Consider the following 22,899-nt stretch of genomic DNA (forward strand, 5'->3'; position numbering starts at 1 on the left):
GGCAAGACCGGCGGTCTTGATTCAGTTCGCTACATTATTCAGCAGGTGCAGGCATTTTACCTGCCGGCGCGTTGCGTTCTGTCAGATGCTTCTCAAAATTAGCATTGAACTGTTTTTTCTGCTCTGGAGTCAGAATGTTGTAGATCTTGTTCTGCGTTTCCAGGCGGGACAGCGCCATCGCTTTATGCTGCGCTTCCATCTTATCGATCTGCGCTTCCGCTTTCGCCTTATCGAAGGTGTCGCTGGCGATCAGATCGTGCATCGCGCGGCGTTCGTCGAGGGACGGACGCTTCATGTTCTCACGCTGGCTCTTCATGATGTCGCGGATCTGTTGCTTCTGCGCATCGGTCAGGTTCAGGCCTTTAAACATCATGTCATGCTGACCCGGGCCGCCTTTATGATGCATCATCATCGGCTTGCTGTCGCTCGGCGCGGTGGTGGTATCGGCGGCGTGTGCCAGGTTAGCCGCGCCCAGAGCCAGAGTAGAGGCAACAAACAGTGCAGTGAGTTTCTTCATCATTCAATCCTTACTTTACGTTATTCTTACGGCGCGTTGCCGTGTTGACGAGATTAACTTTACGACGTTAATCGTCAATTAGTCAGAGCAAGAGTAAAACAATGAAAGTGTAAAAAACAGTTTCTCGCCAATTATGGAGAAAATAAGGAATTTAGCCGAAGAATTGCAATAAAAAATAAATAACCCACTGTTTTGCAGAGAAATTATGGAGAGTATAAAGGAGGGGAGATTAAAAACAAAGCATTTTACCAGGAATAATCTGCAAATTTACACTGGCGCACGAAAAAATAAGATGGTGAAAAAAGACGCGCGAAATAAAGCAGGCCGCCCGGCGGACGGCTTGCCCTCAGGATAATTTCTCCAGCATCAGGCCGGCGCGCAGTCCCTTAGCCACTGTCGGATTGGGAAACAGGACATACTCCGGCTCAGGCCCCACCACATACCGCGTCTCGCCCTCCTCCGCCAGCAGCGTGCCGGGTTCGAAGGGGGTGAAGTTCAGCGTCTGATCCGCCATATGCAAGTGGAAATCATCGCTATGGCGGGTGATCTGCTGTACCACCCGGTAGCGCAGCGGCGCCGGGGCGTCGGCAATGGCCAGATCCCCCACCAGCAGCCGGGAAAGCGCGCCTTCGGCGGCGGCAAACTGCGTCAGATCGTTTTCACCCAACGGCAGCGCTTTGCCCAGCTCAAGGGTGCAGGCCAGCGCCGCGAACCGTTCGCAGCTGAAGTGGGTAAAGGTCCCGCCTGGCTGACGATGAAACACCAGCGCCTCCAGCCCGGCGCCGCCCAGCCAGTGAAGAAAATCCTCCTCCCACGGCGTATCGCGGGCCGGGAGCACGCCGAAGCGCGGATGTAGCGACCCGCGGATCGCGGTATGCAGATCGAGGTGCCAACGAGGACCATCGTGGTCGCGATAGAAGCGGGCCACCGCCTGCTCCAGCCGCTGCGCCCGCTGCGTCTCCTCACTGAGCGGAAACTGCCGCCAGCGCTCGCCAAACATCCGGTTCATATCACTGTGCAGATAGCGCTTATTCGCCCGCAGCGCCGGTGGGTTGCCAACGATCACCAGCAACCGCCAGCGCAGCGGGAGTGCCTCCCGGACCAGTCGCTGCACCAGGTGGTCGACTATCTCCACCGGTGCCGTTTCGTTGCCATGAATGGCGCAGGAGAGTACCAGCCCGCGCTCGCAGCGCGCATGCGGCGTCAGCTCGAGGATCCCCTCACCCAACCAGTGCCAGCGAAAGTGCGCCGTCTCGCCGTGAAAATGGTGGGGCAAACGCCCCGCCAGGGTTAATGCCAGAAAATGTTCCACCGCGCCCCCTTATTGCTGAAATGGATAAACCGAACCGAGCTGCAGGATCTGGGTCAACCGATCCAGCGCGTCACGCCCTTCCCGCAGCAGTTGCGGGTCGGCGAGGTCGGCCTGGGTAAGGCGATCGCGATAGTAGCGATCCACCCAGTCATTGAGGGTGGCAAACAGCGTATCGTTCATCAGTACGTGCGGATTGACCGCCTGATACTCCTCGGCCGTCAACACCACCCGCAGGCGCAGGCACGCCGGACCGCCGCCGTTGGCCATACTCTCGCGCAGATCGAACACCTGTAGCGCGGCGATGGGGTTGTCCCCGGCCAGCAGCTCATTGAGGTATTCCCAGACGCCGGCATGCTCCTGCGCTTCGTGGGGCAGGATCAGCGCCATGCTGCCATCCGCCCTGCTCAGCAGCTGGCTGTTGAACAGATAGGTGGCAACCGCCTCTGCCACCGTGACCCGACTGGCGGGGACCACCAGCGGCGTAAAACCCGGCACCCGCTGCGCCAGCTGCTGGAGAAGCGCGGTCTGGTCGGCAAAGGCCTGCTCATGGCAGAACAGGACCTGACGATTGCTCACCGCGATGACATCGTTATGGAACACTCCCGTGTCGATCGCCGCCGGATGCTGGCGAGCGAAGATCAGTTGGCGAGGATTGACCTGATTGAGGCGCGCCACCGCCTGGCTGGCCTCAAGGGTTTGCCGCGCCGGATAGCGACGCGGCGCCTCATCGCTCCCCCGGCGGCGGCCATAGACAAAGAGCTGGACGCCGGGGGCGCCATACTCGCCGCCGAGACGGTTATGGTTCGCCGCCCCTTCGTCGCCAAACCAGGCCGAGGCGGGCAGCGCCGGGTGGATGGCAAATCGCGTGCGGTCGGGGAATATCGCCTGCAGCAGCACCTCTGTGGTCGGTGCTTCGCTGGCGCGGTGGAATTTATCCTGCAGATTCGCCACCGTCAGGTGCACCAGGCCATCCAGCGAATCGGCGGAGGGACAGACCGTCGCCGCGTTCGCCACCCACATTGCCGAGGCCGAACTCACCGCCGACAGCAGATCCGGATCCTGCTGCGCCGCCCGGGCCACCACCTGCTCATCGCTGCCGCTAAAGCCCAGCTGCCTCAGGAGTGGCACATTGGGCCGCTCCTGAGGCGGGATCACTGCCTGCGGGTAGCCGGCGTCGGCGAGGGCTTTCATTTTTTTCAGCCCTTGCTTTGCCGCCAGCTGCGGGTTCGACACCCGGTGGCGGTGCCGGGTGGAAGCCTCGTTGCCAAAGGAGAGCCCGGCGTAGTGATGGGTCAGCCCGGGCAGACCGTCAAAGTTGACTTCGCGGGCGGTCATGACGCCTCCCCGGCCAGAAAGTCGAGCCCCGGGTTCAGGCTGGCGGGCAGCGTCAGGGTCGGCGATTCAAGGCTGGCCATCGGCCAGGCGCAATAATCGGCGGCATACCAGGCCCCCGGACGATGGTTACCGGACGCCCCGGTGCCGCCGAACGGCGCGGTACTCGCCGCCCCGGTCAGCGGTTTGTTCCAGTTGACTATCCCTGCCCGCGCCTCGAGCAGCAGTCGATCAAACTTCTCCCGTTCCGGAGAGATTAACCCACAGGAGAGGCCGAAGCGGGTGGCGTTGGCTAAGGCAATCGCCTCCTCGAACGTGTCGTAGCGCCAGACGCCAAGCAGCGGGCCAAACACCTCTTCATCTTCAACATTGGCCACGTCGCTCATGTCGACAATCCCCGGCGTTAGCAGCGACGTTCCGGCCTGCAATAAACGTGGCTCCAGCAGCGTGACCGCGCCAGCGGCGACCCGCTGCAGCCAGGCCTGATGCACTTTCTGCGCGGCCGGTTCAGAGATAAGCCCGCCGAGAAACGGCTGCGGCTCGGCGTCCCACGCCGCCGGGATCAGCCGCTGGCTCACCGTCACCAGCCGGGAGAGGAAGGCATCGCCCGCCTCGCCGCGCCGGACCAGCAGACGGCGGGCGCAGGTGCAGCGCTGGCCGGCGGTAATAAAGGCGGACTGGATGGTCAGATGCACCGCGGCATCCACGTCCCGCGGATCGTCGACGATCAGCGGGTTATTGCCGCCCATCTCCAGCGCGAGGATCTTCTGCGGCTGCCCGGCCAGCTGGCGATGCAGATGAAAACCGGTGGTTGAGCTGCCGGTAAACAGCAGCCCGTCGATATCCGCCTGACCGCTGAGCGCCTCGCCGGTTTCCCGACCGCCCTGCACCAGGTTGAGCACCCCGGCGGGCAGGCCGGCCTGCTGCCATAGTTTCACCACCGCTTCGCCGCTGCACGGGGTGAGTTCGCTGGGTTTAAAGACCACAGTATTGCCCGCCAGCAGCGCCGGTACGATGTGCCCGTTCGGCAGATGGCCGGGAAAGTTATAGGGGCCAAACACCGCCAGCACGCCGTGCGGCCGGTGACGCAGCGTGGCGGCGCCGTCGGGCAGATCGCTGTGCTGTTCGCCGGTGCGGACGTGGTAGGCCTTCACCGAGATCGCCACCTTGTTGATCATCGCCGTCACTTCCCCGGCCGCCTCCCAGCGCGGCTTTCCGGTCTCGGCGCCGATCATCGCCGTCAGCTCAGCCTTACTGGCCTCCAGCAGGGCGGCAAACTTTTCAACAATCGCCTGACGGGCGGCAAACGGCAGCCGCGCCCAGGCCGGGAACGCCTGGCGGGCAGCCGCCACCGCCTCAGCAACCTGCCCGGCATCCGCCGCTTCGCCCTGCCACACAACCTTCAGGTTAACCGGATCCTGTTTACTGAAACCTGGCCCACGACCGGGCCGCCACTCGCCATTAATCCACAGACTCATGCGGTTTTCTCCTCAGGGATCAGGCGCACCATGCGCACCTGGTCGCCGGCATGACACTTCAGCATATCCAGTTCGCGGGCGCTGAGGGTCAGGGTGTCGCCATCCGGGTCGGCATGCACCAGCAGAGCGCGGAACTGGTGATACTGTTCATTCGCCACCAGGCACAGCGGCCAGTCACCGGGTGGGGTTTCACCGGCCTCGGTGGTCACCAGACGGCTTTTGCGGATCGCCCGCACCCTGTCGATGTCGCACTCCAGAGTCGGGCCGCCGTCGAAAATATCGATGTAGTTCAGGTAGCGGAACCCCTCTTTCTCCAGCACCGTCCGGGCCGGGGCGGTCTGCGGATGAACCTTGCCGATCACCGCCTGCGCCTCAGGGGAAAGGAAATCGATATACAGCGGATGCTTGGGCATCAGGGCGGCAATGAAAGCCTTCTGTCCGGTGCCGCACAGGTAGTCGGCGCGGGAAAACTCCATGGCGAAAAAGCGTTTGCCCAGGCTCTCCCAGAACGGCGAGTAGCCCTGCTCGTCAATCACCCCGCGCATCTCGGCGACCACCTTCTCATTGAAGCGCTCGCGAAAGGCGGCCATAAATAAGAGGCGCGATTTCGACAGCAGATAGCCATTGCCCTCTTTGCGCCACTGCGGGTCGAGGAACAGGGTACACAGCTCACTGCTGCCGGTATGGTCGTTGCTGAGAAACAGCGTCGGCAACGCCTGATAGACGTTGAGCTCCTTCGAGGCATGGACCTGGGTGCCGACCCGGTAGTTATACCAGGGATCGTTGAGCCCCACCGCCACCTCGATCGCGCAGATGCCCACCACCGCGCCGCTTTCGCTCTCCTCCAGCACAAAGACATAGCCCTGCTCGCTTTTCGGTAGCTCGCCGCGCCAGGTCTGCTGCGAGCGGGCGATCCGCGCCGCGAGGGTCGCTTCATCCACCGGCAGCGAGGTCAGCCCGCCGCCGGTCTCCGCTGCCAGCTTCAGCAGCCCGGGCAAATCGCCCGGCTCCACCGGTCGAATAACCATCATGATGAGACTCCTGCCACGAAACGCGCGCAGGCCCGCTCGACGCGATCCAGCCCGCTATTCACCTCTTCTTCACTGACGTTCAGCGCCGGCGCAAAACGCACCACATTAGCGCCGGCGATCAGGATCATCACCCCCTCTTCCGCCGCCAGGTTGCTGAGCGTTTTCGCCTTCCCGGCCCAGGCGTCGTTCAGTACGCAGCCGAGCAGCAGTCCCAGGCCGCGGATCTCCTTGAACAGACCATAGCGGGCGTTGATCGCCTGCAGACGCTCGCAAAACCACTGGTGGCGCTGTCTGACGCCGGAGAGGACTTCCGGGGTGTTGACGATCGACAGCAGCTCGCCGGCCACCGCCCCGGCCAGCGGGTTGCCGCCGTAGGTGGTGCCGTGGGTACCGACGGTCATCACGCTGGCGCAGGCCTCTGTCGCCAGCAGCGCGCCGATAGGGAAACCGCCGCCCAGCGCTTTGGCGGTGGTCAGCACATCGGGCGTCACGCCGTAGTGCATATAGGCATACAGCTCGCCGGTGCGCCCGACCCCGGTCTGCACTTCATCGAAAATCAGCAGGGCGTTGTGCTGGTCGCAAAGCTGGCGCAGGCCGCGTAAAAACTCGACGTTGGCCGGCACCACGCCCCCTTCGCCCTGCACCGGCTCGACGATCACCGCGCAGGTTTGGTCATTGATTAAGGCCTTTGCCGACTCGAGATCGTTAAACACCGCATGCTGGATCTGCGGCGGCAGCGGGGCAAAATCCCGGGAGTAGGCCGGCTGACCGCCCGCCGAAACGGTGAACAGCGTCCGCCCGTGGAAGGCGTTCTGGAAAGCGACGATGCCGCTTTTCTCACTGCCAAAGCGATCGTGGGCATATTTACGCGCCAGCTTGAGCGCCGCCTCATTGGCCTCAGCGCCGGAGTTACAGAAGAAGACCCGGTCGGCGAAGGTGGCATCGATAAGCATTTTGGCCAGACGCAGGATCGGCTCATTGGTGTAGCCGTTGCCGGTATGCCAGAATTTGCTGGCCTGGTCAGTCAGGGCTTGCACCAGACGCGGATGGGCGTGCCCCAGCGCGTTCACGGCGATGCCGCCGGCAAAATCGATATACTCTTTGCCCTGCTGATCCCACAGCCGCGACCCGGCGCCCCGCACCGGAATAAACGCCGCTGGCGCGTAGACCGGCATCATCCATTCATCAAAGTGGTTACGCGTAATTGACTGAGACATATCGACCTCTTCCGGTAAATTAAAAGTAGCAATAATGTTAATAAATATGAGTTATTACGCTGTAAATGTAGATTGCACGGTTCGTGCCAGCCAGCGATAAAAATGCATAAACCGGTTGAGATAACGCAGAATCAAGGAGTTACAGCCGAACGCTATTCACATAAAATGCATATTTAGTGAATAAGTATCCGATAAAGGGGGATAAACAGTGATTAAAGAAGATAAGTTATGCAACGGTAAGATATAATTCTGTAATTGTGATCCTCTGCGAAATTTATCGTAGATATTTGCCCTCTTTTGGCGCGGCATGCCCGTAAAAGGGGCAACTACGGCACGCTCATGCGCAGCGATTGGCAGAATGACGCATCCGGTAGCAGCCAGCCAGGCGAATTTCTGCTACCATCCCTGCACTATTCACCTTGCACAGTGGCAGCGACTATGAAATTCGTCTCTTTTAATATCAACGGCCTGCGCGCCCGCCCACACCAACTGGCCGCCATCGTCGAAAAACACCAGCCGGACGTGATTGGCCTGCAGGAAACCAAAGTTCACGACGATATGTTCCCTCTCGAAGAGGTCGCCAAACTCGGCTATAACGTCTTTTATCATGGACAAAAAGGCCATTATGGCGTCGCGCTGCTGACCAAAGAGACGCCGATTGCCGTCCGCCGCGGTTTCCCGGACGATGGCGAAGAGGCTCAGCGCCGCATCATCATGGCGGAGATCCCGTCGCCTTTCGGCAACGTCACGGTGATTAACGGTTATTTCCCACAGGGTGAAAGCCGCGATCATGAAACCAAATTCCCGGCCAAAGCGGCGTTCTATCAGAATCTGCAGAACTATCTGGAGACCGAACTCAACAAAGAGAATCCGGTGCTGATCATGGGCGATATGAACATCAGTCCCACCGATCTCGATATCGGTATTGGTGAAGAGAACCGCAAACGCTGGCTGCGTACCGGCAAATGTTCCTTCCTGCCGGAAGAGCGGGAGTGGATGGATCGCCTGCTGGGCTGGGGCCTGGTGGATACCTGGCGTCAGGCTAATCCGGACAATCAGGAGCACTTCTCGTGGTTCGATTACCGCTCCAAAGGCTTCGACGATAACCGCGGGCTGCGCATCGACCTGCTGCTGGCCAGCCAGCCTCTGGCCCAGCGCTGCGTGGAGACCGGAATCGATTATGAGATCCGCGGAATGGAAAAACCGTCCGACCACGCGCCGGTGTGGGCCACCTTCCGGCCATAATTTACGCCCTTCTCTCGCCTCCCGCTGTGCGGGGGGCAGAATTTCCTGAGCAAAATCAACAAAGCGACGGTAAACCATTGTGACGGTCGTCGGAACAGGATACTGTCGCGCGCACTTTTTGATGTCCACTGCGTCCAGACTGTACAGGAGCACCCCTCATGCAAAAGAAGCCGTCATCAGGCCACTGGTAAAGGGCTGGGACTTCTCGCGCTGGTGGCCACGCTGGCCGTTATCAGCCATCGCGTCGGTCTCCACGATCTGCTGACTCACCTTCATCTGCTTCAGGACACCCTGCGCCATCAGGGCGCCTGGGGGTATCTGGTCTATGTCGCGCTGTTTATCATTGCCACCCTGTGTCTGATCCCCGGCAGCCTGCTGGTGATCGCCGGCGGGATGCTCTTCGGCCCGCTGACAGGTTCCCTGCTCTCGTTTGCCGCCGCCACCCTCGCCTCTTCGCTGTCGTTTTTAATCGCCCGCTGGCTTGGGCGTGACCTGCTGCAGCGCTATGTGGGCCATACCGCCGCCTTTCAGGCGATTGAGCGCGGTATCGCCCGCAGCGGCTGCGATTTCCTGATCCTCACCCGCCTGGTGCCGCTCTTTCCCTACAACATTCAGAATTACGCCTACGGCCTGACGGCGATCCCTTTCTGGCCCTTTACCCTGATCTCCGCCGTGACCACCCTGCCGGGCCTGGTCATCTATTCGGTCATGGCCAGCGAGCTGGCCCGCGAGGGCGTAACTCTCGCCTTCGCGCTCAAACTGAGCCTCGCCGGCGGGCTGCTGTTTGCCCTGGTGCAGATGGGCAAACGGTTTGCCCGCGCCCGCCGTATGGCAACGCCCGGCGAGGAGGTGCGCCATGACCCAACCTGATCGCCGTCACCTGCGCCGCGCCCGGCTGGCCCTTGCCGTGGTGGCCGTCGCCGGGCTGGCCGCCTGGTGGTGGTTCCCCGGCGGGCGAACCTTTCTGCAGCAGAGTCTGACGGCGTTAGCCTCCCTGGATCCGCAGCAGGTCAGAGGGTTTATCGCCGCCTGGGGGCCGCAGGCCGCGCTGGTCTCATTTGCGCTGATGATCCTCCAGGCGATCGTCGCTCCGCTGCCGGCTTTCCTGATTACCCTGGCGAACGCCGCCCTGTTCGGCGCCTTCTGGGGCGGTGCGCTGTCATGGTTCAGCGCCATGGTCGGGGCCGGGCTCTGCTTCTGCATCGCCAGAGCGCTGGGGCGCGAAGTGGTGGAAAAACTCACCGGCCGCGCGGTGCTGCGCAGCGTCGACGGCTATTTCACTCGCTTTGGCCCGCAGACGATCCTGGTCTGCCGCCTGCTGCCGTTTGTGCCGTTTGACCCGGTCAGCTATGCCGCCGGACTAACCTCGCTGCGCTTCTGGCCCTTTATGCTGGCCACCGGCGTGGGCCAGCTGCCGGCGACTATCGTCTATTCCTGGGCCGGGAGTCTGCTCACCGGGGGCACCTTCTGGCTGGCCACCGGGCTTTCGCTGCTTTTTGCCCTGGCGGTGGTCATCTCTATCGCCAAAAATATTTACCATGAACGTCATAAGAGATCGTCGCCATGAGCTTACCCCCGCTGGATTCTGTCCCCCTGATCCTTCGTCCGCAGGCCTGGCTGCACCGCCGGCATTACGGCCAGGTGCTGAGCCCAATTCGCTGGTGGGGACGGATCCCATGGCTGTTTTACCTGGTTTCGCTGTTCGTGGGCTACATTGAACGCCGCCGCTCGCCGCTGGATCCGGTGCTGCGGTCGCTGGTCAGCGCCCGCATCGCCCAACTGTGCCACTGTGAATTCTGTATCGATATCACCAGCATGACCCTCGCGGCGCGGAGCGGCAGCCAGGACAAGCTGCTGGCGGTCGCCGACTGGCGCAGCAGTACGCTGTTCAGCGAAAAAGAGCGTCTGGCGCTGGCCTATGCCGAAGCCGCCACCCAGACGCCGCCGGAGGTGGATGATGCCCTGCGCAGCGCGATGGCCGCGCATTTTGACGCCAGGGCGCTCACCGAGCTGACCGCCCTGATCGGCCTGCAAAATTTATCAGCGCGGTTCAATGCCGCGATGGCGATCCCGGCCCAGGGGTTGTGTCAGATGCCCACCTCTTCCCCGCAGAATAAGGAGTAACGATGCGCCGTTTGCGTGATTTCAGCCTCTGTCTGTGCCTGCTGCTGCTCTGGCCGCTGGCGGTTAATGCCAACGACAGCTGGCGGCAGATCCAAACGGAAGCCCGCGGGCAGACCGTCTGGTTTAACGCCTGGGGCGGGGACCCGGCCGTCAACCGCTATCTGGCGTGGGTCAGCGAGGAGGTCAAACGCCACTACGCGATCGACCTGCGTATTGTCCCCATCGCCGACGCCGCCGACGCAGTGAAACGCATCCAGAGCGAGGCGCAGGCCGGCCGTCGCCGGGGCGGGTCGGTGGATCTGCTGTGGATCAACGGCGAAAACTTTCGCACGCTTAAGCAGGCCAACCTGCTGCTCACCGGCTGGGCCGAATCGCTGCCCAACTGGCGCTTTGTCGATCTGCAAAAGCCGGTTCGGGAGGACTTTTCTGTCGCCACCGACGGTACGGAGTCGCCGTGGGGCAGCGCCCAGCTGACGTTTATCGCCCGCCGCGGGCAAACCCCGCAGCCACCCACCAGCCCGCAGGCGCTGCTGGCCTTCGCCAGAGCCCATCCCGGCAGCGTGACCTACCCGCGGCCGCCGGACTTCACCGGCACCGCCCTGCTGGAGCAACTGCTGATCGCCCTCACCGACCAGCCGGCCGCCCTGCGCCAGCCGCCGCAGACGGCGACCTTCGCGGCGGTCACGGCCCCGCTGTGGCGCTATCTCGATGCGCTGCACCCGGCCCTGTGGCGGGCGGGCAAGGATTTCCCGGCGTCGCCGGCACGGATGGATACCATGCTCAACAATGGCACCCTCCGCTTATCACTCACGTTTAACCCGCTGCACGCCCGGCAGAAAGCCGCCAGCGGCGAATTACCGACGGACAGCTACAGCTTCGGCTTCACCGCGGGGACCCTCGGTAACGTCCATTTCGTTACCATCCCGGCTAACGCCCGCGCCGTCGCTGGCGCCAAAGTGGTGGCCAATTTCCTGCTCTCGCCTGAAGCGCAGCTGCGCAAGGCCGATGCCGCCGTCTGGGGCGATCCGAGCGTACTGGACCCGCAGCGTCTGCCTGACGGCCAGCGTCAGGCGCTGGCGGCTACCGTGCCGCAGGATCTACCGCCGGTGCTTGCCGAGCCGCACGCGGCATGGGTTGACGCGCTGGAGCAGGAATGGCTGCGCCGCTACGGTACCCACTGATCCTGCTGGCCTGGGGGACGATGGCGGCGATCTATCTGCCGTTGCTCCCCGCCGCCGGGGAACTGGTGGGCGCTGCGCGCTCCCCGGCCCACTGGCGGGCGCTGTTCGCCGACCCGCAGCTGGGCCAGGCGCTGGCCGCCACGCTCGTCTCGACGCTGCTGTCCGTCGGCGGCGCGCTGCTGATCGCCCTGACCGTCGTCGCTGCCCTCTGGCCCTCGCTCCGCTGGCGGCGACTGGCTTCCCGTCTGCCGCTGCTGCTGGCGGTACCCCATCTTGCCCTGGCGACGGCGGCGCTGCTGCTGTTCGCCGAAGGGGGTTGGATCTGGCAGTGGCTGCCGCTTCTGACGCCGCCGGTCGACCGGTATGGCATCGGGCTTGGCCTGACGATGGCCCTGAAAGAGAGCGCCTTTGTGCTGTGGGTGATCTATGGCCTGCTGGGGGAGAAACGCCTCGCCGACCAGGCGACCGCGCTGAAGAGCCTCGGCTACGGCCGCTGGCAGTGCCTGCGCTGGCTGGTGCTGCCCGCCCTGCTGCCCGCCCTCGGCATGGTGCTGCTGGCCGCCACCGCCTGGAGTCTGTCGGCGGTCGATGTCGCCCTGGTGCTGGGGCCCGGCAATCCGCCCACTCTCGCCGTGCTGGCGTGGCAGTGGTTAAGCCAGGGCGATGACCTGCAGCAGGCCAAAGGGGCGCTGGCCAGCCTGTTACTGATGACGATCCTCGGCGGGCTGGCGCTGGTGGCCTGGGGAGGGTGGCGGATACAGCGCCAGTACCAGCCCAATCTGCGCGGTATTCGTCACCCTCATCCTCATGCCCTGCCCGGCCGCCTGCTGGCGGCGCTGCTGCCGCTGAGCGGTCTGCTGGGCGCGCTATTGCTGGCGGGGCTGGCGCGCTCAGCGCCACCGCAGATGGATGCCCTCGGCAACAGCCTTGGCCTGGCGCTGGCGGCCTGCGCCCTCGGCGCGGCTGTCTGCCTGCTGTGGCTGGCCTGCGGCCCGATGCGGGGAGATGGCTGGGTCTGGCTGCCGCTGGTCCTGCCGGCCCTGCCGCTGGCCGCTGGCCAGTACCGACTGGCGCTGTACGCCTGGCTAGACGGCGAATGGTGGACCGTCCTGTGGGGCCATCTGCTGTGGGTGGTGCCATGGATGCTGTTTATTTTGCGCCCGGCCTGGCGCCAGCGCGACCCGCGGATGGCGGTAATCGCCCGCACGCTCGGCTGGGGGCCCACGCGTATTTTCTGGCTGCTGACCCTGCCCTCGCTGACCCACCCGCTGCTGACCGCGCTGGCGGTGGGCTTTTCCGTGAGCATCGCGCAGTATCTGCCGACGCTATGGCTGGGGGCAGGCCGTATCCCGACGCTCACCAGTCAGGCGGTGGCGCTCAGCAGCGGCGGCGAGGTGCAGACGCTCGCCGCCCAGGCGCTGTGGCAATTACTGCTGCCGGCGGTATGCTTTACCCTGACGGCCCTTCTCGCCTGGCTGGCGGGCCGCTATCGACGAGGACTTCGCTAGTGCTAACCGTAAACCATCTGACCCTGAGCGTGAAACGTCAGCCGCTGCTGCGGGAGGTCGCCTTTTCGGTGGCGCCTGGAGAAGTGCTGACGCTGATGGGCCCCTCCGGTAGCGGAAAATCGACGCTGTTTGCCTGGATGATTGGCGCCCTGGCCGGCGACTTCCGCGCCGAGGGCGAGCTGTGGCTCAATGGACGTCGCTGCGATACGCTGCCGACGGAGCATCGACGCATCGGCATCCTGTTTCAGGACCCGTTACTGTTCGACCATTTCAGCGTCGGGCAAAATTTACAGCTGGCGCTGCCGGAGAGTGTGCGCGGCGAGGCGCGAAAAGCCGCAGTGGAGCAAGCGCTCAGCCGCGCCGGGCTGCATGGCTTCGCCCCACGCGACCCGGCCACGCTCTCCGGCGGGCAGCGGGCGCGGGTGAGCCTGCTGCGCGCCCTGCTGGCGCGCCCCGAGGCGCTGCTGCTCGATGAACCCTTCAGCCGTCTGGATGCCACCCTGCGCGCCGCGTTCCGCCGCTGGGTTTTTGAGGAGCTGGCCCGCCAGGCCATTCCGGCGATCCTGGTGACCCACGATCGCGAGGACGGTCCGCCGGCGGGACGCTGCCTGGCGATGGAGACCTGGCAATGAAGAGCAATAGCGTGCAAACCTGCGTTACCGCAAAGAAATCGGCGCCTGGCGAGCGGAGAATACGCCCTCCACTTTTTACCGTCGGGCATTTCGATGAAACGTGTTTCTCAATTGACCGCACTCGCCCTGCTTATGGGGCTTGCTGCTTCCACCACCTGCGCCGCTGAAACCATGCCAGCGCTCACTCTCTCCCACCTGCAACAGCAGCACGGCGTGGCCATTGACACCCGCCTGAGCGCTTATTACAACGGCTGGCCTCAGCGCGCCAACGGCCCCGAAGGTCATGAGCCGCAGGCCCTGAATCTTTCCGCCCGCTGGCTCGGCGCCATGAGCGACGATCAGCTCCGCGCCTGGACTAAGCAGCACCAGATCCAGCCGGATACCCCCGTCGCGCTGTACGGCAACCCGGAAGATAATGCCAGCGTCGCGGCGCGGCTGAAACAAGCGGGCTTCACCCGGCTCAGCACCCTGAGTGATGCGCTGAGCCAGACCGACCGCCTGCAAAAGCTGCCGCACTTTGAACAGCTGGTCTACCCCCAGTGGCTGCACGACCTGCAGCAGGGAAAACGCGTAGCCGCCGCCCCGACCGGCGACTGGAAAGTGTTCGAAGCCGCCTGGGGAGCGCCGAAACTCTATCTGCTGAGCCATATCCCTGGCGCGGGCTATATCGATACCAATGAGGTGGAAAGCGAACCGCTGTGGAATAAAGTGTCCGACGCACAGCTGAAAGCGATGCTGGCGAAGCACGGCATCCGGCATGACACCACGGTGATCCTCTACGGTCGCGACGTCTACGCCGCAGCGCGGGTGGCGCAGATCATGCTGTACGCCGGGGTCAAAGACGTGCGCCTGCTTGACGGCGGCTGGCAGACCTGGTCCGACGCCGAGCTGCCGGTCGAGCGCGGCATGCCGCCGGCGCAGCAGTCGGCGCAGGACTTCGGCGCGCCGATCCCCGGCCAGCCGCAGCTGATGCTGGATACCGAACAAGCCCGCGGGCTGCTGCATCGTCAGGACGCCTCGCTGGTCAGCGTCCGCTCGTGGCCGGAGTTTATCGGCACCACCAGCGGCTACAGCTATATCAAGCCGAAGGGCGACATCGCCGGCGCCCGCTGGGGCCACGCCGGGAGCGACTCCACGCACATGGAGGATTTCCATAACCCGGACGGCACCATGCGCAGCGCTGACGATATCGCTACCCTGTGGCGCCAGTGGAACATTCTGCCGAGCCAGCAGGTGGCGTTCTATTGCGGGACCGGCTGGCGGGCCTCGGAAACCTTCATGTATGCCCGCGCCATGGGCTGGCCGCACGTCGCGGTGTACGACGGCGGCTGGTACGAATGGAGCAGCAACCCGCACAATCCGGTCGCCCGCGGCGAACGCGGCCCGGAAAGCAGTCAGTAACATGCCCCACCAGCGCGTCGCCCCCAGCCAGCGACGCGCGCTTTCCCGCTCACACCACCCGCTTTAAGGTCTGGTAGCCACTGCAGATGCGCGTCGCCGTCGTCAGCCAGCACAGCGCGCCAAACAGCCACGCCAGCCAGGCAAAATGCGCCGGAAACAGGCAGCCGAGGACAAACAACAGGATGGTCTCCGTCCCCTCCGTCAGGCCCCCAAGATAGTACAGCGATTTATGGGCGTAGCCGGGATTGGCGATCTGATGCCTGGCCGCCAGTGCGGCAAAAGCGAGAAAGCTGCTGCCGGTGCCGATAAAGGCAAACAGCAGCCAGGCCCCCGCCAGGGCATTGTTCAGCGGATCCGCCAGAATAAAGCCGAACGGCACCAGGGCGTAGAAGAGAAAATCCAGCGCAATATCGAGAAAACCGCCGGCGTCGCTGAGCCCGCGCCGCCGCGCCAGGGCGCCGTCCAGACCATCCAGCAGGCGGTTGAGGAGAATAGCGACCAGCGCCGCGCTATACCACCCCAGCGCCAGAAAGGGCAGAGCCAGCACGCCGATGGCAAAACCGAGGAGCGTCAGCCCGTCCGGTGAAATACCCGGGCGGTCAAGCGCGCCGGCGACAGCATTAAGCAGGGGTTTGAGGCGCGGATGCAGGTGGCTATCAAGCACGGAGGTCTCCAGCAGGGTTGGCGGTTGTCAGTCAAGGTCTATGGCGGTGATAATAGGCCAGATTCGTCTTATTCACCTTGATGCTTATGCTAAAAATGATTGATGTTGTCGCAGCCATTATTGAACAGGATGGCCAGATTCTGCTGGCGCAGCGTCCGCCCCACGCCGACCAGCCGGGGATGTGGGAGTTCGCTGGCGGCAAAGTGGAGCCTGGTGAAAGCCAGCCGCAGGCGCTGGCCCGCGAGCTACAGGAGGAGATGGGCATCATCGCCCACCCGGCATGCTATATCGCCAGCCATCAGCGGCAAGTCTCCGGCCGCCAGATCCATCTGCACGCCTGGTGGGTGCCGCACTTTCAGGGCATACCGCTGGCCCACTATCACACTCAGCTGCGCTGGTGCCTGCCCGCTGACGCCTTAACCCTCGATCTCGCCCCGGCCGATATTCCTCTGCTGCATGCCTTTATCGCCCAGCGCCCGACCCTTTCCGGCCGCTGATCCGCCCGCCGCCTCGTCATCGTTTTTAGTTATGACTGGCGGACAATTATAAATTTTGTTGTCGGCTTAATTTTTCCTTGCTTGCCTAAGGATTAGCGGTGTTATAGTCGGAAAATCGGTTTTTTCAAGGACCGAATCATAATAAATACATGCAACCACAACCATAAGGGGAACTTATATCTATGGATCAGACGTGCACTCTGGAAGGCTTTCTCACCCGCGTTCAACAGCGCGATCCTCATCAAACCGAATTTGCTCAAGCCGTCCGGGAGGTGATGACCACCCTGTGGCCTTTCCTTGAGGAAAATCCGCGCTATCGTCAGCTTGCTTTGCTGGAACGTCTGGTGGAACCGGAGCGCGTGATCCAGTTCCGCGTGGTGTGGGTGGATGACCGCAATCAGGTCCAGGTCAACCGCGCGTGGCGCGTGCAGTTCAACTCGGCCATCGGCCCGTATAAAGGCGGGATGCGTTTCCACCCGTCGGTTAACCTGTCGATTCTCAAATTCCTTGGCTTCGAGCAGACCTTCAAAAACGCCCTGACCACCCTGCCGATGGGCGGCGGGAAAGGCGGCAGCGATTTCGATCCTAAAGGCAAGAGCGATGGCGAAGTGATGCGCTTCTGCCAGGCGCTGATGACCGAGCTCTATCGCCACCTTGGCCCGGATACCGACGTACCAGCGGGCGATATCGGCGTCGGCGGCCGCGAAGTCGGCTTTATGGCCGGGATGATGCGCAAGCTCTCCAACAACAGCGCCTGCGTCTTCACCGGTAAAGGCCTCTCCTTTGGCGGCAGCCTGATCCGTCCGGAAGCCACCGGTTACGGTCTGATCTACTTCACCGAAGCGATGCTCAAACGTCACGGTCTCGGCTTCGAAGGCGCTCGCGTGGCGGTTTCCGGCTCCGGCAACGTCGCGCAATACGCCATTGAGAAAGCGATGGAGCTTGGCGCGCGGGTGGTCACCGCCTCCGACTCCAACGGCACCGTCGTTGACGAAGCGGGCTTCACCAAAGAAAAACTGGCCCGCCTGATCGACATTAAAGAGCGTGCCCATGGCCGCGTGGCCGACTACGCCCGCGAATTTGGCCTCACCTATCTTGAAGGCCAGCAGCCGTGGTCAGTGCCGGTGGATATCGCCCTGCCTTGCGCGACCCAGAACGAACTGGACGTCGATGCCGCCCGCCAGCTGATTGCCAATGGCGTGAAGGCCGTGGCGGAAGGCGCCAACATGCCGACCACCATCGCCGCAACCGACCTGTTCCTGGAAGCTGGCGTGCTGTTTGCCCCGGGCAAAGCGGCCAACGCCGGCGGCGTGGCGACTTCCGGTCTGGAGATGGCGCAGAACGCCGCGCGCATGGGCTGGAAAGCGGAAAAAGTGGATGCCCGTCTGCATCACATCATGCTGGATATCCACCACGCTTGCGTGCAGTACGGCGGCGAAGCGAAGCAGACCAACTACGTGCGCGGCGCGAATATCGCCGGTTTCGTGAAAGTCGCGGATGCCATGCTGGCCCAGGGCGTGATTTAACTTCCCCTGACTCCATCCCGGCGGCTGCCCGCCGGGATGCGTCTCACGACGTCATCGTGATGACCACTTTCCCCAGATGCTGACCACTGTCCAGACAGGCATGGGCCTCGGCAACCTCCGCCATCGGGTAGCTGGCGTAGATCATCGGCTTGCATTTCCCTGCCTCAAGCAGCGGCCAGACGTGGCGCCGCAGCGCCTCGGCAATCTCCTGTTTCTCCGCCGCCGTCCGGCCGCGCATGGTTGAGCCGGTGATGGTGGCTCGCTTGAGCATCAGGGTCTGAATATCAACCTCATGAGCGATTCGTCCGCCCATAAAGCCGATGATCACCAGCCGTCCATCCTTTTTCAGTATCCCAAGGTTGCGGTTAAAGTAAGGGCCGCCAACGATATCCAGAATGACATCCACGCCTTCATCGTGGGTCAGCTGGCCGATTTTTTCCGCAAAATCATCGGTTTTGTAGTTAATCGCCGTAGCATAGGGACGTAGGGCAGCGATTTTTTCGTCCTGGCCAACGGTGGCATAGACGGTCATCCCCAGCGCGTGGCACAGCAGGACCGCGGTGGTGCCAATCCCGCTGGCGCCGCCGTGGATCAGGATGCTTTCGCCAGGCTGCAGCTTACCCAGCTGGAAGACATTCGCCCAGACGGTGAAGAACGTTTCCGGAATGGCGGCCGCTTCGCTAAAGCTGAGGCCCGCCGGGATCGGCAGCGTCTGGCCTGCCGGCACGGCGCAGTATTCGGCATAGCCGCCGCCGTTGGTGAGCGCACAAACGCGATCGCCGGGCGTAAACGCTGTGACCTGCGCGCCGACCTCAACCACAACGCCCGCCACCTCCAGGCCAGGTACGGGGGTGACGCCCTTGGGCATAGGGTACAGCCCCTGGCGCTGCAGGATATCCGGCCGGTTGACGCCGGCGGCCTTCACCTCAATGAGCACCTCATTCTCCCCAATAGCAGGGATTTCTCCTTCGCGGATCTGCAATACCTCCGGGCCGCCCGGTTGGCTAATAGCGATATATTTCACGGGTCCTCCTTATCGCCGGTGAGAGAAATGAGCAACATTATCGGCAAGCGCGAAGACGCATTCAGGGGGGAAGTCGTCAAGCCCTGCCCGGCTGTTTAGTGTAGACCATTGACCTGGCTGGCGGAGAAGCGGTGGCCGCGGGGATTCGCATCCTCGCGACCACCGGCGGGTTACTGCGGCGGCGGCGCAGCATCGTCTGCCGCTTTTTTCCCTTTCGGCTTGCCTTTACCTTTGCTGAACGACTTTTTCGCCCCGCCCGGCGCGGCCAGGCCGCGGAACTGACGCACTGGCGTGCTCCGCGCCTGATCGATCAGCTGGAACAGCGTCCCCACCAGCGGCTGCATAAAGTCCTGATAGCGGCACTGCTTTTCGCTGATCTGCGTCAGGACCGATTCCCAGTGGGCGGTCATATCCGGACGCGCGGCCATCTCCGGCAGGGAGTGAATCAGCGCCCGGCCAGCGTCCGAGGAGTGGATATAACGCCCCTTTTTGGTCAGGAAACCGCGCTTAAACAGCAGCTCGATAATCCCGGCGCGGGTCGCTTCTGTGCCGAGACCGTCGGTGGCGCGGAGGATCTTCTTCAGATCTTTATCCTGCACGAAACGGGCAATCCCGGTCATCGCCGACAGCAGCGTGGCGTCGGTAAAGTGGCGCGGCGGCTGCGTCTGACGCTCCACCACTTCGCCCTTCTCGCACAGCAGTTCATCGTCTTTGGCCACCACCGGCAGCGGCGTGCCGTCGTTCTCTTCATCGCGCTCTTTGCTGCCCAGCAGCGTCCGCCAGCCAGCCTCTGCCAGAAAACGCGCCTTGGCGACAAACTTGCCGTTGGCGATCTCGAGGTCAATCTGGCATTTGCGGAACACCGCGTCCGGGCAGAACTGCATCAGATACTGCCGGGCGATCAAGTGGTAGACCTTCGCTTCGTTATCGGTGAGCTTGACCTGGCTGCTGCGGGCGGTCGGGATAATCGCATGGTGCGCATCGACCTTTTTATCATCCCAGCAGCGGTTGCGGATCTCCGGATCCATCACCGGCTGCGGCAGCAGGTCCGCCGCATGGACGGCAATCGCATTCAGCACCGCATGACGGCCGGCGAAGTGCTCTTCAGGCAGGTAGCGGCTATCCGAACGCGGGTAGGTAATGAGCTTGTGGGTTTCGTACAGCTTCTGGCAGATATCCAGCACGTTTTGCGCGCTGAAGCCGAAACGTTTGGCCGCCTCAATCTGTAGCGCCGACAGCGAGAATGGCAGCGGCGCGGGTTCGGAATCGCGCTTATCGTTATAGCCGGTCACCAGCGCCGGCTGGCCTTCGATGCGCTTAACCACGTGCTCAGCCAGTGGACGATGCAGCAGACGCCCTTCTTCATCCTGATAAGGTTCGCAGGCTTCGCTTGGCACCCAGGTGGCGACAAAACGTTCCTCCTGCGGCGTGACGATATGCGCCTTCACGTCGAAGAAGTCTTTGGCGACGAAGTTTTCAATCTCTTCATCACGGCGAACCACCAGGCCAAGTACCGGGGTCTGCACCCGCCCCACGGACAGTACCCCCTGATAGCCGGCGTTGCGCCCCAGCAGAGTATAGGCGCGGGTCATATTGATGCCGTACAGCCAGTCGGCACGCGCCCGCGCCAGCGCCGACACGCAGAGCGGCACGAACTCGCTGTTGGCGCGCAGGCGATTGATCGCCCGCTCCACCGCCTGCGGGTTGAGATCGTTAATCAGACAGCGCTGCACCTGCTGACGCTTCTCCGGCGCCAGCTGCAGGTAATCGAGTACTTCGTCCACCAGCAGCTGCCCCTCACGGTCGGGGTCGCCGGCATGGATCACTTCCTGCGCCTCGCCAAGCAGACGCTTGATCACATTGAGCTGTTTGGTGACCGAGGGTTTGGGTTGTAGCTGCCATTTCTCCGGCACAATCGGCAGGTCGGTGAGATTCCAGCGGGCATAGCGGCTGTCATAGACGTCCGGCTGCGCCTGCTCCAGCAGATGGCCGATACACCAGGTGACCACCTGCCCGTTGCCGCACTCAATATAGCCATCGCCTTTGCGGTGCGGTTTAGGCAACACATCGGCGATAGCCCGACCGAGACTCGGTTTTTCCGCAATAAACAACCGCATCGAATCAACGGATCTCGATCATGGGTCGTCCGCCGCGGGCGGTGACCAGCTCGCCGATGGCGGCCAGCTTAATGCCGAACTCCGCCGCAGCGGCCTGGACTTCGGCTTCCGCTTCCGGAGTCACCGCCAGCAGCAGGCCGCCGGAGGTTTGCGGATCGCACAGCAGGTCCCGCCACTCCGCCGGCATCTCGCCCATCAGATGGCCGTAGCTGGCAAAGTTGCGCCCGGTGCCGCCCGGCACCGCGCCGGCGGCAATATAGCCTTCCACCCCCGGCAGTTTTGGGATATCGGCATAGCGCAGCTGCGCCTGCACGCCGGCCCCGCGGCACACCTCGCTAAGATGGCCGAGCAGGCCAAAGCCGGTGACGTCGGTCATCGCCTTCACCCCGTCGATGGCGGCAAACGCGGCGCCGGCGAGGTTCATCTGGCACATGGTTTCAGTCGCCAGTCCCTGATGCTCTGGCTTGAGCAGCGATTTTTTCTCCGCGGTGGTCAGCACACCGATCCCCAGCGGTTTGGTGAGATACAGTTTGCAGCCCGCCTGCGCAGTGCTGTTTTTCTTGATGCGCTCGGTGGGCACCACGCCGGTGACCGCCAGACCGAAGATCGGCTCCGGAGCGTCAATGGAATGGCCGCCCGCCAGCGCGATCCCGGCCTGCTGGCAGGCAAAGCGCCCGCCCTCCACCACTTCACGGGCAATTTCCGGCGCCAGGGTGTTGATCGGCCAGCCAAGGATGGCAATCGCCATAATCGGTTTCCCGCCCATGGCGAAAATATCGCTAATGGCGTTGGTGGCGGCGATGCGGCCAAAGTCGAACGGATTATCGACAATCGGCATAAAGAAATCGGTGGTGCTAACGATTGACGTGCCGTTACCAAGATCATAGACGGCGGCATCGTCGCTGGTTTCGTTGCCGACAAGCAGGTTCGGATCGACAAACTTCGCCTGCTCGCTATGCAGGATGGTTTCCAGCACCTTCGGGGAAATTTTACAACCACAACCGGCTCCGTGGCTGTATTGCGTTAAACGAATGGCTTGCTCGCTCATGGACATCTCCTGTCATTGCAATCCCGCTATGTTAGCGCCCAAACGCCAGGGTGGTAAGTACGACAGTCTGAAATCGCGTATGGTTGCTCATTAAGCAGACAAAAAGCCGTTTTTGCGAGACACGGCAATTTTTTCCCGACCATTTTCACTTTTACTTAAAGATGACAGAAATGTGACAACACAGGACTGTCTTCTCTGGAATGATTATGACGTAAGGAAATTCTAATGAAAAAGCGTGTTCTTGCCCTTTGCCTGGCCAGTTTCTTCTCCGTTAACGCCTTTGCTCTGGTTCCCCCCGGGAACGATGTCACCACCAAGCCCGATCTCTACTATCTGACCAATGCCCAGGCCATCGACAGCCTGGCGCTGTTGCCGCCGCCGCCGGCGGTGGGCAGTATCGCGTTCTTAAACGATCAGGCGATGTATGAGCAGGGGCGTCTGCTGCGCAATACCGAGCGCGGGAAGCTGGCGGCAGAAGATGCCAACCTCAGCGCGGGCGGCGTGGCCAATGCCTTCTCCAGCGCCTTTGGTTCCCCAATCACCGAGAAAGACGCGCCTCAGCTCCACAAACTGCTGACCAATATGATTGAAGACGCCGGCGATCTGGCGACCCGCGGCGCGAAAGAGAAATACATGCGCATTCGCCCGTTTGCGTTCTATGGCGTCTCCACCTGCAACACCACCGAGCAGGACAAGCTGTCGAAAAACGGCTCTTACCCGTCCGGGCATACCTCTATCGGCTGGGCCACCGCCCTGGTGCTGGCGGAGATCAACCCGCAGCGGCAAAATGAAATTTTGAAGCGCGGCTATGAGCTCGGCGAGAGCCGGGTGATCTGCGGCTATCACTGGCAGAGCGATGTCGATGCGGCGCGCATCGTCGGCTCCGCGGTGGTCGCTACGCTGCACACCAACCCGGCCTTCCAGCAGCAGTTGCAGAAAGCCAAAGACGAATTCGCCAAAACGCAGAAGTAACGTCATCGCCCGGCGGCGCTGCGCTTGCGCGGCCAGCCGGACGGTTCCCTCTCCCTCCGGGAGAGGGCCAGGG

General features: G+C 62.7%; 21 protein-coding genes. 11 read left to right on the top strand and 10 right to left on the bottom strand.

Going from position 1 to position 22,899, the window contains the following annotated elements; all coding sequences use genetic code 11:
- Positions 1–34: 34 nt before the first annotated feature.
- From spy to astC, 6 genes are all read right to left on the bottom strand, one after another.
- Complete coding sequence (gene spy / locus AS136_RS20745; RefSeq protein WP_008807744.1) at positions 35–520, bottom strand: ATP-independent periplasmic protein-refolding chaperone Spy; 486 nt, start codon at positions 518–520, stop codon at positions 35–37.
- Positions 521–863: 343 nt separating this feature from the next.
- On the bottom strand, positions 864–1,829 hold the full coding sequence (gene astE, locus AS136_RS20750; protein WP_022065123.1) for a succinylglutamate desuccinylase: 966 nt from the start codon (positions 1,827–1,829) through the stop codon (positions 864–866).
- A 9-nt stretch (positions 1,830–1,838) separates the two neighbouring features.
- Entirely contained in the window at positions 1,839–3,164 is a 1,326-nt protein-coding gene (astB, locus tag AS136_RS20755; RefSeq protein WP_016160757.1) for an N-succinylarginine dihydrolase, read from the bottom strand.
- Positions 3,161–4,639: a succinylglutamate-semialdehyde dehydrogenase gene (astD, locus tag AS136_RS20760; RefSeq protein WP_012968462.1), complete on the bottom strand. Its 1,479-nt coding sequence runs from the start codon at positions 4,637–4,639 to the stop codon at positions 3,161–3,163. Before astD ends, astB begins: the two co-directional genes overlap by 4 nt.
- Positions 4,636–5,670 carry an arginine N-succinyltransferase gene (astA, locus tag AS136_RS20765; RefSeq protein WP_063266951.1) on the bottom strand — a complete coding sequence of 345 codons (1,035 nt, stop codon included), beginning with the start codon at positions 5,668–5,670 and terminating at the stop codon, positions 4,636–4,638. Before astA ends, astD begins: the two co-directional genes overlap by 4 nt.
- Positions 5,667–6,887 carry a succinylornithine/acetylornithine transaminase gene (gene astC, locus AS136_RS20770; RefSeq protein WP_023322418.1) on the bottom strand — a complete coding sequence of 407 codons (1,221 nt, stop codon included), beginning with the start codon at positions 6,885–6,887 and terminating at the stop codon, positions 5,667–5,669. Before astC ends, astA begins: the two co-directional genes overlap by 4 nt.
- Before the next feature lie 438 nt (positions 6,888–7,325).
- Here astC and xthA point away from each other — a divergent pair, with 438 nt between their 5' ends.
- The 8 genes from xthA (at position 7,326) to AS136_RS20810 (ending at position 14,978) form a co-directional block, all read left to right on the top strand.
- Positions 7,326–8,132 (top strand): exodeoxyribonuclease III, encoded by an 807-nt coding sequence (xthA, locus tag AS136_RS20775; RefSeq protein ID WP_012542081.1) that lies wholly within the window; start codon positions 7,326–7,328, stop codon positions 8,130–8,132.
- A 213-nt stretch (positions 8,133–8,345) separates the two neighbouring features.
- On the top strand, positions 8,346–9,002 hold the full coding sequence (locus AS136_RS20780) for a TVP38/TMEM64 family protein (protein ID WP_023322417.1): 657 nt from the start codon (positions 8,346–8,348) through the stop codon (positions 9,000–9,002).
- Complete coding sequence (locus AS136_RS20785) at positions 8,989–9,699, top strand: TVP38/TMEM64 family protein (protein WP_063266952.1); 711 nt, start codon at positions 8,989–8,991, stop codon at positions 9,697–9,699. The genes AS136_RS20780 and AS136_RS20785 overlap by 14 nt, the downstream gene beginning before the upstream one ends.
- Positions 9,696–10,256, top strand: coding sequence for a carboxymuconolactone decarboxylase family protein (locus tag AS136_RS20790; protein ID WP_008807736.1), 561 nt, complete (start codon positions 9,696–9,698; stop codon positions 10,254–10,256). Before AS136_RS20785 ends, AS136_RS20790 begins: the two co-directional genes overlap by 4 nt.
- 2 nt (positions 10,257–10,258) lie before the next feature.
- Positions 10,259–11,437 carry an ABC transporter substrate-binding protein gene (locus AS136_RS20795; RefSeq protein WP_012542085.1) on the top strand — a complete coding sequence of 393 codons (1,179 nt, stop codon included), beginning with the start codon at positions 10,259–10,261 and terminating at the stop codon, positions 11,435–11,437.
- Positions 11,410–12,945, top strand: a complete 1,536-nt coding sequence (locus AS136_RS20800; RefSeq protein ID WP_023322416.1) for an ABC transporter permease subunit — start codon at positions 11,410–11,412, stop codon at positions 12,943–12,945. The genes AS136_RS20795 and AS136_RS20800 overlap by 28 nt, the downstream gene beginning before the upstream one ends.
- Positions 12,945–13,577 carry an ATP-binding cassette domain-containing protein gene (locus AS136_RS20805; protein ID WP_023297432.1) on the top strand — a complete coding sequence of 211 codons (633 nt, stop codon included), beginning with the start codon at positions 12,945–12,947 and terminating at the stop codon, positions 13,575–13,577. Before AS136_RS20800 ends, AS136_RS20805 begins: the two co-directional genes overlap by 1 nt.
- Before the next feature lie 93 nt (positions 13,578–13,670).
- Entirely contained in the window at positions 13,671–14,978 is a 1,308-nt protein-coding gene (locus AS136_RS20810) for a sulfurtransferase (protein WP_023322415.1), read from the top strand.
- Between the two features lie 49 nt (positions 14,979–15,027).
- On the opposite strand, the gene AS136_RS20815 is transcribed toward AS136_RS20810, so the two are convergent.
- The gene (locus tag AS136_RS20815; protein WP_016160748.1) at positions 15,028–15,642 is read right to left on the bottom strand and encodes a CDP-alcohol phosphatidyltransferase family protein; all 615 of its coding nucleotides are present in this window, start codon (positions 15,640–15,642) and stop codon (positions 15,028–15,030) included.
- An 86-nt stretch (positions 15,643–15,728) separates the two neighbouring features.
- Between AS136_RS20815 and AS136_RS20820 the strand changes: the two genes are divergently transcribed.
- Both AS136_RS20820 and gdhA read left to right on the top strand, forming a co-directional pair.
- The gene (locus AS136_RS20820; RefSeq protein ID WP_023322414.1) at positions 15,729–16,139 is read left to right on the top strand and encodes a pyrimidine (deoxy)nucleoside triphosphate diphosphatase; all 411 of its coding nucleotides are present in this window, start codon (positions 15,729–15,731) and stop codon (positions 16,137–16,139) included.
- Positions 16,140–16,321: 182 nt separating this feature from the next.
- On the top strand, positions 16,322–17,665 hold the full coding sequence (gene gdhA / locus AS136_RS20825) for an NADP-specific glutamate dehydrogenase (protein ID WP_004176526.1): 1,344 nt from the start codon (positions 16,322–16,324) through the stop codon (positions 17,663–17,665).
- A 43-nt stretch (positions 17,666–17,708) separates the two neighbouring features.
- On the opposite strand, the gene AS136_RS20830 is transcribed toward gdhA, so the two are convergent.
- From AS136_RS20830 to selD, 3 genes are all read right to left on the bottom strand, one after another.
- Entirely contained in the window at positions 17,709–18,689 is a 981-nt protein-coding gene (locus AS136_RS20830; RefSeq protein ID WP_012968472.1) for an NAD(P)H-quinone oxidoreductase, read from the bottom strand.
- Positions 18,690–18,859: 170 nt separating this feature from the next.
- The gene (locus AS136_RS20835) at positions 18,860–20,806 is read right to left on the bottom strand and encodes a DNA topoisomerase III (protein WP_008807619.1); all 1,947 of its coding nucleotides are present in this window, start codon (positions 20,804–20,806) and stop codon (positions 18,860–18,862) included.
- Between the two features lie 4 nt (positions 20,807–20,810).
- Complete coding sequence (gene selD, locus AS136_RS20840) at positions 20,811–21,854, bottom strand: selenide, water dikinase SelD (RefSeq protein ID WP_012542093.1); 1,044 nt, start codon at positions 21,852–21,854, stop codon at positions 20,811–20,813.
- A 225-nt stretch (positions 21,855–22,079) separates the two neighbouring features.
- On the opposite strand from selD, the gene phoC reads away from it, so the two are divergent.
- Positions 22,080–22,826: an acid phosphatase PhoC gene (gene phoC / locus AS136_RS20845; protein WP_008807621.1), complete on the top strand. Its 747-nt coding sequence runs from the start codon at positions 22,080–22,082 to the stop codon at positions 22,824–22,826.
- The last annotated feature ends 73 nt before the right edge of the window (positions 22,827–22,899 follow it).

The organism is Klebsiella sp. D5A (assembly GCF_001620885.1).
GTDB classification, from domain to species: Bacteria; Pseudomonadota; Gammaproteobacteria; order Enterobacterales; family Enterobacteriaceae; genus Klebsiella; species Klebsiella variicola.

What these genes read in the sequence shown, in the direction of transcription:
- spy (WP_008807744.1), bottom strand. Translation starts at nt 520, where the DNA reads ATGATGAAGAAACTCACTGCACTGTTTGTTGCCTCTACTCTGGCTCTG.
- astB (WP_016160757.1), bottom strand. Translation starts at nt 3,164, where the DNA reads ATGACCGCCCGCGAAGTCAACTTTGACGGTCTGCCCGGGCTGACCCAT.
- astD (WP_012968462.1), bottom strand. Translation starts at nt 4,639, where the DNA reads ATGAGTCTGTGGATTAATGGCGAGTGGCGGCCCGGTCGTGGGCCAGGT.
- astA (WP_063266951.1), bottom strand. Translation starts at nt 5,670, where the DNA reads ATGATGGTTATTCGACCGGTGGAGCCGGGCGATTTGCCCGGGCTGCTG.
- astC (WP_023322418.1), bottom strand. Translation starts at nt 6,887, where the DNA reads ATGTCTCAGTCAATTACGCGTAACCACTTTGATGAATGGATGATGCCG.
- xthA (WP_012542081.1), top strand. Translation starts at nt 7,326, where the DNA reads ATGAAATTCGTCTCTTTTAATATCAACGGCCTGCGCGCCCGCCCACAC.
- AS136_RS20785 (WP_063266952.1), top strand. Translation starts at nt 8,989, where the DNA reads ATGACCCAACCTGATCGCCGTCACCTGCGCCGCGCCCGGCTGGCCCTT.
- AS136_RS20790 (WP_008807736.1), top strand. Translation starts at nt 9,696, where the DNA reads ATGAGCTTACCCCCGCTGGATTCTGTCCCCCTGATCCTTCGTCCGCAG.
- AS136_RS20795 (WP_012542085.1), top strand. Translation starts at nt 10,259, where the DNA reads ATGCGCCGTTTGCGTGATTTCAGCCTCTGTCTGTGCCTGCTGCTGCTC.
- AS136_RS20800 (WP_023322416.1), top strand. Translation starts at nt 11,410, where the DNA reads ATGGCTGCGCCGCTACGGTACCCACTGATCCTGCTGGCCTGGGGGACG.
- AS136_RS20810 (WP_023322415.1), top strand. Translation starts at nt 13,671, where the DNA reads ATGAAACGTGTTTCTCAATTGACCGCACTCGCCCTGCTTATGGGGCTT.
- AS136_RS20820 (WP_023322414.1), top strand. Translation starts at nt 15,729, where the DNA reads ATGCTAAAAATGATTGATGTTGTCGCAGCCATTATTGAACAGGATGGC.
- gdhA (WP_004176526.1), top strand. Translation starts at nt 16,322, where the DNA reads ATGGATCAGACGTGCACTCTGGAAGGCTTTCTCACCCGCGTTCAACAG.
- AS136_RS20835 (WP_008807619.1), bottom strand. Translation starts at nt 20,806, where the DNA reads ATGCGGTTGTTTATTGCGGAAAAACCGAGTCTCGGTCGGGCTATCGCC.
- selD (WP_012542093.1), bottom strand. Translation starts at nt 21,854, where the DNA reads ATGAGCGAGCAAGCCATTCGTTTAACGCAATACAGCCACGGAGCCGGT.
- phoC (WP_008807621.1), top strand. Translation starts at nt 22,080, where the DNA reads ATGAAAAAGCGTGTTCTTGCCCTTTGCCTGGCCAGTTTCTTCTCCGTT.